Annotated in this window: 13 protein-coding genes and 1 other RNA gene; 5 read left to right on the top strand and 9 right to left on the bottom strand. The window is 61.1% G+C overall.

The genetic code is table 11. The features are described from left to right. Positions 1-76: 76 nt before the first annotated feature. Positions 77-592 (bottom strand): peptide deformylase, encoded by a 516-nt coding sequence (gene def / locus WH87_RS11545; protein WP_046139030.1) that lies wholly within the window; start codon positions 590-592, stop codon positions 77-79. 122 nt (positions 593-714) lie between these two features. Between def and WH87_RS11550 the strand changes: the two genes are divergently transcribed. Together WH87_RS11550 and WH87_RS11555 are read left to right on the top strand one after the other, a co-directional pair. Then, complete coding sequence (locus WH87_RS11550) at positions 715-2,127, top strand: DNA recombination protein RmuC (RefSeq protein WP_052726404.1); 1,413 nt, start codon at positions 715-717, stop codon at positions 2,125-2,127. A gap of 76 nt (positions 2,128-2,203) precedes the next feature. Continuing rightward, complete coding sequence (locus tag WH87_RS11555; RefSeq protein WP_156458201.1) at positions 2,204-2,683, top strand: hypothetical protein; 480 nt, start codon at positions 2,204-2,206, stop codon at positions 2,681-2,683. A 17-nt stretch (positions 2,684-2,700) separates the two neighbouring features. Here the strand turns inward: WH87_RS11555 and recR are convergent, their stop codons facing one another. The 5 genes from recR to WH87_RS11575 all read right to left on the bottom strand — a co-directional run bounded on the left by recR (position 2,701) and on the right by WH87_RS11575 (position 6,492). Beyond that, entirely contained in the window at positions 2,701-3,294 is a 594-nt protein-coding gene (gene recR / locus WH87_RS11560) for a recombination mediator RecR (RefSeq protein WP_046139028.1), read from the bottom strand. A 66-nt stretch (positions 3,295-3,360) separates the two neighbouring features. Then, positions 3,361-3,684: a YbaB/EbfC family nucleoid-associated protein gene (locus tag WH87_RS11565; protein ID WP_046139027.1), complete on the bottom strand. Its 324-nt coding sequence runs from the start codon at positions 3,682-3,684 to the stop codon at positions 3,361-3,363. Beyond that, the gene (locus WH87_RS11570; protein ID WP_046139026.1) at positions 3,681-5,426 is read right to left on the bottom strand and encodes a DNA polymerase III subunit gamma/tau; all 1,746 of its coding nucleotides are present in this window, start codon (positions 5,424-5,426) and stop codon (positions 3,681-3,683) included. Before WH87_RS11570 ends, WH87_RS11565 begins: the two co-directional genes overlap by 4 nt. Positions 5,427-5,502: 76 nt before the next feature. Next, an RNA gene (gene ffs, locus WH87_RS19380) (signal recognition particle sRNA small type) lies at positions 5,503-5,598 on the bottom strand. Between the two features lie 39 nt (positions 5,599-5,637). Further along, positions 5,638-6,492 carry a DUF817 domain-containing protein gene (locus tag WH87_RS11575; RefSeq protein WP_046139730.1) on the bottom strand — a complete coding sequence of 285 codons (855 nt, stop codon included), beginning with the start codon at positions 6,490-6,492 and terminating at the stop codon, positions 5,638-5,640. Between the two features lie 108 nt (positions 6,493-6,600). Between WH87_RS11575 and WH87_RS11580 the strand changes: the two genes are divergently transcribed. From WH87_RS11580 to WH87_RS11590, 3 genes are all read left to right on the top strand, one after another. Then, positions 6,601-7,446, top strand: a complete 846-nt coding sequence (locus WH87_RS11580) for an LOG family protein (protein ID WP_046139025.1) — start codon at positions 6,601-6,603, stop codon at positions 7,444-7,446. A 224-nt stretch (positions 7,447-7,670) separates the two neighbouring features. Continuing rightward, positions 7,671-9,086, top strand: coding sequence for a Si-specific NAD(P)(+) transhydrogenase (sthA, locus tag WH87_RS11585; protein WP_046139024.1), 1,416 nt, complete (start codon positions 7,671-7,673; stop codon positions 9,084-9,086). Positions 9,087-9,157: 71 nt separating this feature from the next. Then, the gene (locus WH87_RS11590) at positions 9,158-10,537 is read left to right on the top strand and encodes an FAD-containing oxidoreductase (RefSeq protein ID WP_046139023.1); all 1,380 of its coding nucleotides are present in this window, start codon (positions 9,158-9,160) and stop codon (positions 10,535-10,537) included. Between the two features lie 140 nt (positions 10,538-10,677). Here WH87_RS11590 and WH87_RS11595 read toward each other — a convergent pair whose 3' ends face one another. The 3 genes from WH87_RS11595 to WH87_RS11605 all read right to left on the bottom strand — a co-directional run bounded on the left by WH87_RS11595 (position 10,678) and on the right by WH87_RS11605 (position 13,205). Beyond that, a complete protein-coding gene (locus tag WH87_RS11595; RefSeq protein WP_046139022.1) occupies positions 10,678-11,511 on the bottom strand; it encodes a sugar phosphate isomerase/epimerase family protein in 834 nt (277 codons plus the stop codon). A gap of 81 nt (positions 11,512-11,592) precedes the next feature. After that, a complete protein-coding gene (locus WH87_RS11600; protein ID WP_046139021.1) occupies positions 11,593-12,414 on the bottom strand; it encodes an amidohydrolase family protein in 822 nt (273 codons plus the stop codon). 17 nt (positions 12,415-12,431) lie between these two features. Next, a complete protein-coding gene (locus WH87_RS11605; protein ID WP_046139020.1) occupies positions 12,432-13,205 on the bottom strand; it encodes an IclR family transcriptional regulator in 774 nt (257 codons plus the stop codon). Positions 13,206-13,268 lie beyond the last annotated feature (63 nt).

Raw genomic sequence — 13,268 nt, forward strand, 5'->3', positions numbered from 1 at the left:
CCCGGCAATCCATGGCTCAGCACAGAATTAGGTCACCGGTACGAGCCCGATGATTGCGACAACCAAATACTGGCGCTTAGCCAGCGGCTCGCTTGGCCTGCTTGTCGAACTTTTTGATCACGCGGTCGCGCTTGAGGCGGCTCAGATAGTCGATGTAGAGCACGCCATCGAGGTGATCGAGTTCGTGCTGAATGCAGACGGCAAGCTTGCCTTCGGCTTCCAGCGTCACTTCCTTGCCCTCGAGATCGGTATAGTTCACCGTCACGTCGTTCGGGCGCTCGACCTCGTAGTAGAGCTCGGGGATCGACAGGCAACCTTCTTCAGTCACCTGGATCTGCTCACCAAAGTGAGTGATCTCGGGATTGATCATCACCAGCGGCGTCGGGGTTTCGCCCTCGGCTGCCAGGTCCATCACCACGATGCGCTTCATCACGCCGATCTGCGGCGCAGCCAGGCCAATGCCGGGTGCGTCGTACATAGTTTCGAGCATGTCCGCAGCGAGGGTCTTGATCTCGGCATCGACCTCTTCAATGGGATCGGCGACAGCGCGCAGGCGCGCATCAGGAATGACGAGAATGGGGCGGATAGCCATGGCAAAGTGTCCAGCGAAAACGGATTTGCCTCTCGATATGGTATTTAACGCGCCGCGGTCAACTCTTGCTGTGGACTAATGAGAACATTCCGCGAACGTTCGAATCGGGATATGCATGGCAAATGGACAACATGCTCTTCACTCTCGGCGACTTCCCGGTAACCACTTTTCTGGCGGTGCTGGTCGGCTTGCTCGCTGTCCTTTTTGTGCTGGGCGCGGTTATCGTCGGCATGGGCGGCGCGGCGCGACGCATTGCGGCGGCAGGTGATGAAGCGCGAACGCAGCTGAAGGCGGGCTATGAAGTCCGGCTGGCCGAGCGCGATGCGCGGATTGCGTCGCTGGACGGCCAGATCAGCGCCGAGCGTGAACGGGCTCGCGATGCTCTCGATGCCGAAAAGGAAAAAAGCGCCGACTTTTACGCTGAGCTTTCGGCGATCAAGGCGCGTCTGGTCGAGCAGAAGCAGCAATCGGAAGCCAATCTGTCGCGGTTTCTCGACGCGCGCCAGCAGATGACTGACGAGTTCAAGGCCATTGCCGGTGATGTCCTCAAGAGTCACGGAGAGACTTTTTCGAAACAGAACCGTGAGCAGGTGGATACGCTTCTCAAGCCGCTACAGGACAAGATCGGGGAATTTCACCTCGGCCTCGCCCGAGATCGCGCGACAATGAGTGAGCAGATCCGCGCTTTGCTTGAAAGCAATGTGCAGATCACCACGGAGGCGCATAATCTGACGCGGGCGCTCAAGAGCAATGCTCAGACGCAGGGCGCCTGGGGCGAAATGATCCTTGGGACAATCCTCGAACAATCGGGTCTGCGTGAGGGTGAGCAATATATCACCCAGCAGAACCATGCTGGCGAAGACGGCGGTCGGGTGCGCACCGACGTCGAAATCCTGATGCCCAATGACGATAGGCTGGTCATCGATTCTAAAGTTTCGCTGACGGCCTTTGAAGCCTACACCAACGCGGAAGACGATAGCCGTGCCCAGCATCTGGCGGCGCATATTCTATCGGTGCGCAATCACATCAAAACCTTGGGCGACAAGACCTACCATCGTCATGCGCGATCCAGCCTCGACTATGTGATGATGTTCGTGCCGATCGAGTCTGCCTTGGCCACAGCGATTCAGGCTGATGCCAAGCTCGTTGAATACGGCATGAGCCAGGGCGTGATGCTGACGACGCCGACGACGCTGATGACCGTTTTGCGCACCGTGCGCAATGTATGGGACATTGAAAAGCGCCATCGCAATGCCGACGAAATCGCCGACCGGGCGGGCCAGCTTTACGACAAGGTAGCCGGGTTTCTGGCCAGCATGGATAAGCTCGATGCCAATCTGGACAAGGCGCGGCAAAGTTTTGACGATGCGAAGGGGCAACTCTCTAGCGGCCGCGGCAACGTGGTGCGTCAGGTGGAAATGCTCCGGGAACTGGGTGCGAAATCGAGCAAGGTACTGCCAGGCAATTGGCATGGCGGCGAAGAGGCCCCCGCGCTGCGGCTGGTCGGGATCGACGAGCCCGGTGATCTCGCCTGAGGCCGTGCTGTCTTTGTGATCGAACCGGCTGGGCCATGATGCGTTGTTTCTGTTCAACCAGCATCAGGAGACCATCATGGCGCAGCACCACGACCATCACGGCACTATGGTGCCACAGGATACCAATTTTGATAACGCCGACCAGCCTGGCATCGCCCAGCCCTATGCGCAGGCCGAGGTCGAAGAATTGCTCTATGGCGACGACCGCCCGGCCAGCGAACGTCTGGCGCGCTTGCGCGAATTGCGCGAGGAAGCCGGGATTCGTGAAAGCGGCGATTGGGGCGGCAACGACCCAGCGGCGCTGCTCGAGGAAATCGAGCGGGCGATTGATGAGCTTAGCGCGACCATCGCCAATGCCGACGACATCGAAGATTACTCTGCCCTTCAGGCGCCGTTGGACCGTGACCCGGCCGATCGTCTGGATGCTCTGTCACCCGACGATGTCGATGCGCGCTTTGCCATTGAGGGTGAAGATGATGGCGATGAGTTCGGTCCGCTTGACGACACCGAGTGGGATGAGGGCGATGACTTTCGCCCCGAGCGCGGCGTCCACTAGCGGCTTGGTCGCACTGGCTAAATTTCGGTGCGGGCCTTGAGCGCCTGGCTCAGCGTGCCCTCATCGAGATAATCAAGTTCCCCGCCCACGGGTACGCCGTGTGCGAGGCGCGTGACCTTGAGCCCGCTGCCGGTGAGGCGGTCGGTGATGTAGTGGGCCGTGGTCTGGCCCTCGACGGTGGCGTTGACGGCCAAGACGATCTCGCGGAACTCATGGGCACGCGCAACCAGCGCGTCGACGGTGAGATCGTCGGGTCCCACGCCGTCGAGGGGAGACAGCACCCCGCCGAGGACGTGATATTTGACCTGCCCGACCCCGGCGCGCTCCAGCGCCCAGAGGTCCGCAACATCTTCCACCACAATGAGAATTCCGCTGTCACGCCGGGGATCGGCGCAGATCGTGCAGGGGCTTGCGGTGTCGATATTGCCGCAAACTTCGCACGTGCGTACGGCGACAACCGCGCGATCCAGCGCGGCCGACAGCGGGATCATCAGCTGTTCTTTTTTCTTGATCAGCTGCAACACAGCCCGGCGTGCCGAGCGGGGGCCGAACCCGGGAAGGCGGGCCATGAGCTGAATCAGCTGTTCAATTTCGGGTCCGCCGGAAGCCATTTTCTCGTTAACTCAAGGCCGAATTGGCTAGCACACTGTTAGCGTTTGCGCCGGAAAGTGCGGATTCTAGAATGGCAGTTTCATGCCCGGAGGCAGAGGCAGGCCGGCGGTCACTTCGGACATGCGCTGCTGCATTTCGGCTTCCGACTTTGCCTTGGCGTCGTTGTGGGCAGCAAGGATCAGGTCCTCGAGCACTTCGACATCGTCTTCCTTGAACAGGGACGGATCGATCTTGAGACCCTTCATCTCTCCCTTGCCGCTGAGCGACACGACGACAAGACCGCCGCCGGAGCGCCCTTCAGCGACGAGATTGGCGAGGTCGGCCTGCATGGCCTCCATCTTGCCTTTCATCTCGCTGGCGGCCTTCATCATACCCATGATGTCTTTCATTCGTCGTCCTCTTCAGGTGGGGGCGGGGGCACGTCGGGTTGCGCGGTGGTGGCGTCATCGCGCACCGTCACGTTCACCACCTTGGCGCCGGGAAATGTCTCAAGAATGGCTTTGACCAGAGGATCTTCATGCGCTGCAGCGTGAGCGGCTTCAACCTTCTGCTCTTTTTCCTGCCTGATGGTCAGCCCTTCAGGCGGCTTGGTCGACACCATGACCAGCCAGCGCTGGCCGGTCCAAAGCTGCAACCGGGCAGAAAGCGTCGCGATAATGGCTGGATCGGTGCCTTCGCTCAGCGCCACTTCAATGCGGCCCTGCTCGAACGAAATCGGGCGCATCTGGCCCTCGAGCGCCAACCGCACCAGAACGTCACGCTTGGCAGTCGCCAGCGCGATCAGTTCCTTGTAACTGGCAACAGTCGCCATCGCGGGCTGAACCTGCGCCTGCGGTACGCTCGGCTGGGTCGCCACGGCTTCGGTCGAAATCGGCTGGGGCGCCTCAAGGCGCATGGCCGACGGCCCACCCGATGGACCACGCCCGATCGGTGCGCTTTGCTGTGGCATTGGCGCCGGGGCAGGCTGATTGGACAGCTTGGCGATTAAATCGTCAGGGCTGGGCAAGTCCGCGGCATAGGCCAGCCGGATCAGCACCATCTCGGCGGCCTGCAGACCATTATTGGCCCGCGCCACTTCTTCGTGCCCCTTGAACAGGATCTGCCAGGCCCGCGTCAGCGCCCGCATCGGCAGGCGGCCAGCCAGATCGGCACCGCGCTTGCGCTCATCGGGGGTCAGTGACACGTCATCGGCGGCGGCAGGCACCACCTTGATGCGGGTCACGAGATGGGTGAAGTCGGCGAGATCAGCGACCAATGTCTGCGGGTCGGCGCCCATGTCATAGAGCGAGCGCATCGTGGTGATGGCGTCGCCAATGCGGCCCCCCATCAATTCCTCGAACAGATCGATAATGCGGGCCCTGTCACCAAGACCCAGCATGGCTTTGACCGTGGCAGCCGTCACCGTGCCATTGCCATGGGCAATCGCCTGATCGAGTAGGCTGAGATTGTCACGCGCCGAGCCTTCGCCCGCGCGCACGATCATCGCCAGCGCCTCGGGCTCAAAGCTGATGCCTTCCTGACCCAGAATGGATTCGAGGTAGGCCGACATGATCTCGGGCGTGATGCGGCGCAGATCGAAACGCATGCACCGGCTGAGGATCGTCACCGGCACCTTGCGAATTTCGGTGGTGGCGAAGATGAACTTTACGTACGGCGGCGGCTCTTCCAGCGTTTTCAGCAGGCCGTTAAAGGCGGCTGTGGAGAGCATGTGCACTTCGTCGATGACATAGACTTTGTACGGCGCGGACGACGGCGCGTATTTCACCGAGTCGATGATTTCGCGGATGTCGTTGATGCCGGTATTGGAGGCGGCGTCCATTTCGATGACGTCCACATGGCGGCCTTCGATAATGGCGCGGCAATGCTCCCCCTCTACGCTCAGATCGAGCGTGGGGTGGGGCCCGCTGGCATCTTCATAGTTGAAGGCACGCGCCAGAATACGCGCTGTCGTGGTCTTGCCCACGCCGCGCACGCCGGTGAGGATAAAGGCGTGATGGATGCGGTTCTGCGCAAAGGCATTGCCCAGCGTCTGGACCATCGCATCCTGTCCGACAAGTGTCGTGAAGTCGCGCGGACGATATTTCCGGGCGAGGACGAGATAGGGCGACGAAGGGGAATCGGGACCAGCCATTTCGCTTTCTTACCACATTGGGTGGGAAAGCCTCTGCTTGGGCTGCGCAAAGCAGCTTAAATAGGCAAAAGGCCGAAGTAGGAGGCTGGCATCGACCCGTGAAGGTCTCGTTGGGGCTGCTTCCTTCCGGACCTGACCCGGTTGGCGAGGAACACGTCCGCGCCAACCTCCCGCTGGCTATATGCGAATAAATTACGTCTGTGGCAAGACCTCAGACGTCTTGTTGATAGGCTTTGGGTGGATGCACAAGCGTCACCAGCACTACGGAGATCAACATCAGCAGATACCAGGAGCCCAATTTGCCCCAGCTGACCATGGCCCAGCCATCGGACTGGTTGGGATAAATCCAGGCCCGCGACCATGTTCCGATATTCTCGCCAATCCAGATGAACAGCGCCACCAGCAGGAAAGCCAGCAACATCGGCATGCGATGGCGGAAGCGAAAGACCCGGTAATGCATCTGGCTCCGCCAGTAGAGCAGCACAACTGCGGCAAACAGCACCCAACGGAAATCCGCAATAAAATGGTGGGTGAAAAAGTTGGCATAGATGGCGACGGCTAAGACGATCGTCGCCCAGACCGGCGGGTAATGGGAAAACCTGATGTCGAAAATGCGTTGGATACGCGCCATGTAGGAGCCGACACAGGCATACATGAAGCCCGAAAACAGCGGCACCCCGCCGATCCGCAGCATGGCGTCTTCTGGATAGATCCAGGAGCCGGCAGCGGTCTTGAACAGCTCCATTCCCGTCCCCACCAAATGAAAGATCAGGATCACCTTGGCCTCGTTGAGCGTTTCAAGCCGAAACACCAACATGCCGATCTGGATCACCAGCGCCGCGACGAACCAGGCGTCGTAGCGGGCAATGCCGATATCGGGCCACCACAGCCGCGTGACGAGGATCATGCCCAGCATCAGCCCACCGAAGAGGCACGCCCAAGCCTGTTTCAGCCCAAACACCAGGAACTCGACCACGCCATCGGCGACACGTCCGCGCGGCAGGCGCGCCAGCAGCTGATGGGCCGCATTATCAATGCGTTCTTCCAAACTCGTGAACTGGTTCACTGCCCCCACCACTTGCCCCCTCGACCACGGCTGGTTATGCCCTTTGGAAAATCTACGAATTGTGGCGGACACCTGCTGCGATAAGGGGACTGAGATGGAGAAGCCTGCATGGCCAGACGCCGCCCAACGTCACTGCGCACCTCTCAAGAGGATATTGCTGCCTCCAAGCGCGCGCCTTCGACGCCGCAAACCGAGTCCCATGCTTTCCGCCTGGCTTTTGCCGACGATGATTTCATGACCTCGGAAGACACCCGCGGCATCCGGTTCCAGCTGGAGTATCTCAAGCCTGAATTCCGCATGCGCGAGGCCGGGATCAATTCGACCGTGGTGCTGTTTGGCGGCGCGCGCATTCCTGAGCCGGGCAAGCCTGCCTGGGCTGCGAAAAACGAGACGCAGAAGAAAAACCTTGAAGCCGCCTCGCGTTACTACGAGGAAGCTCGCCGCTTCGCTCAACTGGCCTCAACGGCTTCCAAGGCAAGCGACTACAAGGATTTTGTGGTGGTTACAGGCGGTGGCCCTGGCGTGATGGAAGCCGGCAATCGCGGCGCTGCCGATGTCGGCGCGCCCTCGATCGGTCTCAATATCGTGTTGCCGCATGAGCAGGCGCCCAACCATTATGTGACGCCTGAGCTGAGCTTCAATTTCCACTATTTCGCTACCCGCAAGATCCACTTCCTGATCCGCGCCAAGGCCGTGGCGGTGTTCCCCGGTGGCTTCGGCACGCTGGACGAGTTCTTTGAAACCCTGACGCTGATTCAGACCGGCCGCATGGACAAGGTGCCCCTGCTGCTGTTCGGTGCAGAGTTCTGGAGCAAGGTCATCAACTTCGAGGCTCTGGCCGAAGCAGGCACCATTGCGCCGACAGACCCGGAGCTGTTCTCCATTGTCGACACGGCAGAGGAGGGCTGGGAGGTCATTCGCAAGTTTTATGATTTGCCAGAGGTGACTGTTTAAGTCGCCCACCTATTCCACCCACTGTTGCTGCCCTCGGACTTGATCCGAGGGCCACTTGCAGTCTGGCACAAGCGGCGAAAGGTCCTCGGATCAAGTCCGAGGACAGCCCGGGGTGGAGGTGAGGCTGTGTGTTCAACCGCAAGCACCGCCCCTCATTGCATCGTCTGCAATGGCAGTGTCACACTGGCCCGATAGGCGTCAGGCACGTCGAGACGGGGCTATGCATGGAACAGTTTGATCTTGTGGCCATTGGCAGCGGGCCAGCCGGGCGTCGGGCGGCCATTCAGGCGGCCAAGCTGGGGCGCTCGGTGCTGGTGGTGGAAAACCGCCTGCGGCTCGGCGGCGTGTCGGTCCATACCGGGACCATCCCTTCCAAGACCCTGCGCGAGACGGTGCTGAACCTGTCCGGTTGGCGCGAGCGTGGTTTTTACGGCCTCGCCTATCGCGTCAAAAAGGACATTGAGGGCAAGGACCTTGGCGCCCGTCTGCTCAAGACCCTCGACTATGAAATCGAAGTGCTGGAGCACCAGTTTGCCCGCAATGGCGTGCGGACGCTGGGCGGCGTGGCGCGGTTCGCCGATGCCAATCATCTCGAGGTTTCGACGCCTGACGGCGAGACCACGCGGGTTGGCTTTCTCCACTCCATCATTGCGGTGGGCACGTCCCCGTTCCGGCCGGCCAATATTCCCTTCAACGATCACTCGGTGCTCGACAGCGATAGCTTGGTCACCGAGCCGCGCGTGCCGCGCAGCCTGACGGTGGTTGGCGCAGGCGTCATCGGGCTGGAATATGCGACGATCTTTTCGGCACTCGACGTGCCGGTGACCATTATCGAGCCGCGCGACTCCTATCTCGATTTCATTGATCGCGAGATCATCGAAGAGTTCACCCACGACCTGCGCAAGCGCGGCGTCACCATTCGCCTCGGCGCCAAGGTGGTGAGCGTTGAGCTGGACGAGCAGGGCTGGGCCATCGCCGTGCTGGCCGATGGGCGACGTGTGCGCTCCGACATGTTGCTCTATGCCGCCGGACGCGTCGGCGCGACGGCCGATCTTGGGCTTGATACCTGTGGCGTGGTGGCGGACGACCGGGGGCGCCTCAAGGTCGATCCCCTGACCTTCCAGACGTCGGTGCCGAACATCTACGCGGCGGGCGATGTGATTGGTTTCCCCTCGCTCGCCTCCACCTCAATGGAGCAAGGCCGGATCGCGGCGCTGCACGCGTGTGGCGCGGCGATGCCGAAGGCGCCGGAATTCTTCCCCTATGGCATTTACGCGGTGCCCGAAATCTCCACGGTTGGCCTGACCGAACAAGAGGTGAAGGCCAAAGGTATTCCCTATGAGTGCGGTGTCGCTCGCTTCCGCGAAACCTCGCGGGGGCACATCATGGGGCTGCAATCGGGCATGATGAAGCTGATCTTCTCGCTGGAAAACCGCAAGCTGCTGGGCGCTCATATCGTTGGGGAAGGCGCGACCGAGTTGATCCATATCGGCCAGGCGGTGCTCAATCTGGGCGGTACGCTGGACTACTTCGTCGAGAACGCCTTCAATTATCCAACGCTGGCCGAGGCCTACAAGATTGCGGCGCTCGACGCGTGGAACCGCATGCCCCGCACAACGCCGGTTGCGCCAATCGCTTAAAGGGTAATTCTGCCTACTGGCGCGCCGCTTTTGCCGGACTTAGGATCGCTCCCGATTTGAGGGGCAATCCTATGGCCGAACAGTTTGACGCCATCATCATCGGAGCGGGCCAGTCGGGCCCTTTCCTCGCAGCCAGACTGGCCGAAAAAGGCCAGTCCGTTGCGCTGATCGAGCGTGAGCATCTGGGCGGAACCTGCGTCAACGATGGCTGCACGCCCACCAAGACCCTGGTAGCCAGCGCTCGTGCAGCCTGGGCAGCGCGCCGGGCCGGGGACTTTGGCGTGGTGGTCAAAGGGCCCGTGACTGTCGATATGCGGCAGGTCAAGGCGCGCAAGGACAAGGTGGTCAACGCCTCCGTCACCAGCCTCTCTGACTGGCTGGGTGGCATGAAGACGCTGCAGTACATTCAGGGCGAGGGGCGCTTCGTGTCGCCAACTGAGGTGGCGGTGGACGGTCGTATTCTCACTGCGCCGCGCATTTTCATCAATACCGGCGCCACCGCCAGCGTGCCCGATTGGCCGGGCCTGAACACCGTTCCCTATCTGACCAACACCACAATGATGGACCTCGACACGCTGCCGAGCCATCTCATCATCGTTGGCGCCAGCTATATTGGGCTGGAATTTGCGCAGATGTATGCGCGCTTTGGCTCCAAGGTCACGGTGATCGAACGGGGCAGCCGCGCCGCGACGCGTGAGGACCCCGATATTTCGGCCTCCATCCGCTCCATCCTTGAGGCTGAGGGCGTCACGTTTCTTTTTGGTACCACGGTGGAGGCGGTGTCGCGGGCCGGCAATGGTGTGCTGATGTCGCTCAAGGACAGCCAGCGCCGCTCGTCGGTCGAGTGTTCGCACCTGCTGGTCGCGCTGGGCCGCACGCCCAATACTGGCCAGCTCAATCTATCCGCTGCTGGCCTTGAGACAGACGCCAAGGGCTATATCCCAGTCGATGATCATCTGCGCACCAAGGTTGCCGGCATCTGGGCGATGGGGGACGTGAATGGGCGCGGTGCCTTCACCCATACCTCCTACAACGACTTTGAGATCGTTGCGGACAATCTCGTGGATGGCGGCAAACGCTCGATTGCGGGTCGCATTCCCGTCTACGGCCTGTTCATCGACCCGCCGCTGGGCCGCATCGGCATCACCGAGACGGAGGCGCGAAAACTGGGTCGCAAGGTGCTGATGGGCGCCATGCCGATGGCGCGGGTCAGCCGCGCCAAGGAACGCGGCGAGACCCAAGGGCTAATGAAGGTGCTGGTCGATGCCGAAACCAAAAAGGTTCTCGGGGCCGCCATTCTGGGCATTGGCGGCGATGAGATCGTCCACTCACTGCTGCAACTGATGGCGGCGGGCACGCCTTACACCACCATGATGCACACCGTACACATCCATCCAACGGTGACGGAGCTGATCCCGACCCTGCTGGCCGATCTCAAGCCGCTCGATTAGGGGCTGGGGAGGGCGACATCGTCCCGCCCCACCGCGTCACCCTTGGGCCTGATCCGGGGGCTCTTCACATGCCGGGCGTTTTGAAACACCCTCGGGTCGCGCCCGAGGGTGACGATCTGTGGTTGTTTGACCGCCTAGCGTCAAACGTCGCGCGAGAGGATGAAATCGCGTTCCGTGGCGAGGCCGTGCCATTCATTGGGGATTTCGCTGTCGAAGATCAGGGTGTAGGGGCCCTTGTAACCGGCCTCTTCCGCCAGTGCGACGCATTGGCCGAAATCGGCTTCGTCGAGATCGCCGTCGATGAAGCTGGCCTTGGCGTGGCAGAGCTCGGCCCGGCCAAAGATCGACTTGAGATCGGAATACTTGGTCTCGCCACCCCAGTTGCCGAAATCGCCCATCAGGCCAATGCGGCCATCAAGCTTGTCGAGCAGGTAGTGCACATGGGCCGGCTCAGCCAAAAGGTCGAACCAGTTCTCGGTGACAAGGCGCACGCTTGAGCCCGCATTGCCATCAGCCAATGCCGTCAGCGCCTTGACCGAGCGGTCGAGCGCGTCACGGGTTGGCTTCTGCTTGCCGGCGATAATGCGGGCGTGTTCTGCGCCCAGTTCATTGGCGACTTCGATCCAGCCAGCAATCCAGGCCTGATCGCGTTCGCCATGTTCGGGATGGGTGATATCGCCTGCGTCGATCAGCAGGGTCTGCAGCCGGACATCGGCCGTCTTGAGCTGGTCGCGCAACTCACCGAGATAGATCGGGTCGCGGCTGCGCAGGTGAAACGATACGATCTCAACGCGGTTATAGCCGTGGTTCGCCAGAACCGAGGGCAGGCCCAGAAGCGACTCTTCGCCTTCGCCAAAGGTTTCCTGCCCCGAGCCAATTTCGCTGGTCGTCAGGTCATGTGGATAGGTCCAGCCGAGCAGGCGGTGAAGCGACCAGGTGGAGACGGCAATACGATCGGCGGCAATCTTGGACATGGGTCTAGCGATCCGTTTCTTCGTTCAGGTCAGACGATGCCGCATGCCGGGACGTCCCGGCAAGCGGCATGTTCTCAAGACCTAAACTTTGTAGATACGCTCTGCGTTCCGGTGCAGCAGCTTTGCCTGCTCATCTTGGCTGGCACCCTTGATGATCTCGCGGGTCGCCTCGACCCAGCGGGTAAGGTCGCCGCCCAAGCGGACCACGGGATGATCGGAGCCCCAAACCACGCGATCCCAGCCGAAGCTTTCAATGATGTGCTCGACATAGGGGCGGAGCGTGTCGACCGTCCAGTCGGGGCCGGAATAGGCGATAATGCCGGAAACCTTGGCCACCATGTTTGGCAGCTTGGCGATGCTGGTGATGTATTGACGCCAGGGGTCGAGCCCCGCGCCGGTCACATCTGGCACGCCACAATGGTTGAGGATGAAGGTCACGTCCGGAGCACGCTCAGCCAGCATCTGGCCAACAGGCAACTGGTCGGCCCGCACGCAGAGATCAAAGCTCAGATCATAGTCAGGCAGGTGGCGGATGTTTTCCACGAACAGGTCCGACTGGCTGAGGTCATCGGGCGAGCCGTGCAGAATGCGGCGGACACCTTTAACATGGGCGAGTTCGGAGAGACGCTCGATCTGGTCGACGAAATTGGTGTGTTCGGGACGGCATGCTGCAATCGCACCGGCGATACGGGGCAGGGTGATGACATATTCGCTCTCGGCCATGATGTCGGCCTCGGCGACGTCCACTTCCATGTGCAGTGCGGACTCGATCCCCAGTGGCAGGGCTTCCTCGAAGTAAGATTCCACCGTCCATGGCTTGTTGATGGCGGGGGCGCCGCTCAGCCATGGATAGTCAAAGCGTTCCGGATAGACGAGGTGCAGATGGGTATCGAGAATGCGCAAGGCGTTCCTCCGTTAGATCAGGCGCTTTCTGGCGAGCGCTGGGATATTTCGGCGCAAGTATGCTGCAGCAGTTTGAGGACGCTGGGCATATCGGGCGCGTCTGATTTGTCGAGCCGTTTGGTATAGGGGCATGTCAGCACGGCGATCACACTCCCCAGGGGACCGAAAATCGGCACGGTAATGTTCGAGACGCCCGCAACCTGAGCGCTCGGGGTCATTTCATATCCCTGTTCGCGTACGCCTTCGAGTCGCGCTTCGAGCTCTCGGGGCATTTTTTCCGGCCCCAGATCCTGCTCTTCCAGCATCAGCTTGCGCTCTTCGGGTGTTGCAAAGGCCAGGTAGACATGGCCCGAGCCGGTATTGACCAGACCGATGCGGCTGCCGACGCGGATTGAGACGTTCCAGTAGCCCGGGCTATCGACCTGGGCGACCACCACCAGCACATTGCGATCCTGCACCACCATATGCACCGCCTGCTGGGCGGCACGCGCAAAGTTGCGCAGTACGGGCGTCGCCTGGCTGATCATCCGGTGCAGGGGTGGGCGGGCATGCGCCAATTCGAACAGCTTGAGCGTCAGCGCATAGCGATCCTCGGGTGTGCGGCGAACATAGTCGCGGCGCACCAGGCGATCGAGCATGCGGTAGATCTCGTTCGGCGTGCGATCCAGCGCCTTGGCGATCTCGCCCTGACTGAGGCCGTCGTCGGTTGCCGCCAGCAGTTCAAGGATGTCCAACCCCTTGTCCAGGGCGGGAGCGCGGTAGCGCTCTTGCCCCTCGTCATCCTGCGCCATCAGCGCTTCTCCCCATTCTCGTTGAGCGCAGGCTACACGAATCCGCTTGCAAGGAAACTTCAT

The organism is Devosia epidermidihirudinis, assembly GCF_000971295.1.
Lineage (GTDB): Bacteria > Pseudomonadota > Alphaproteobacteria > Rhizobiales > Devosiaceae > Devosia > Devosia epidermidihirudinis.

What these genes read in the sequence shown, in the direction of transcription:
- WH87_RS11570 (WP_046139026.1), bottom strand. Translation starts at nt 5,426, where the DNA reads ATGGCTGGTCCCGATTCCCCTTCGTCGCCCTATCTCGTCCTCGCCCGG.
- WH87_RS11555 (WP_156458201.1), top strand. Translation starts at nt 2,204, where the DNA reads ATGGCGCAGCACCACGACCATCACGGCACTATGGTGCCACAGGATACC.
- WH87_RS11605 (WP_046139020.1), bottom strand. Translation starts at nt 13,205, where the DNA reads ATGGCGCAGGATGACGAGGGGCAAGAGCGCTACCGCGCTCCCGCCCTG.
- def (WP_046139030.1), bottom strand. Translation starts at nt 592, where the DNA reads ATGGCTATCCGCCCCATTCTCGTCATTCCTGATGCGCGCCTGCGCGCT.
- WH87_RS11580 (WP_046139025.1), top strand. Translation starts at nt 6,601, where the DNA reads ATGGCCAGACGCCGCCCAACGTCACTGCGCACCTCTCAAGAGGATATT.
- WH87_RS11595 (WP_046139022.1), bottom strand. Translation starts at nt 11,511, where the DNA reads ATGTCCAAGATTGCCGCCGATCGTATTGCCGTCTCCACCTGGTCGCTT.
- recR (WP_046139028.1), bottom strand. Translation starts at nt 3,294, where the DNA reads ATGGCTTCCGGCGGACCCGAAATTGAACAGCTGATTCAGCTCATGGCC.
- sthA (WP_046139024.1), top strand. Translation starts at nt 7,671, where the DNA reads ATGGAACAGTTTGATCTTGTGGCCATTGGCAGCGGGCCAGCCGGGCGT.
- WH87_RS11550 (WP_052726404.1), top strand. Translation starts at nt 715, where the DNA reads ATGGACAACATGCTCTTCACTCTCGGCGACTTCCCGGTAACCACTTTT.
- WH87_RS11590 (WP_046139023.1), top strand. Translation starts at nt 9,158, where the DNA reads ATGGCCGAACAGTTTGACGCCATCATCATCGGAGCGGGCCAGTCGGGC.
- WH87_RS11565 (WP_046139027.1), bottom strand. Translation starts at nt 3,684, where the DNA reads ATGAAAGACATCATGGGTATGATGAAGGCCGCCAGCGAGATGAAAGGC.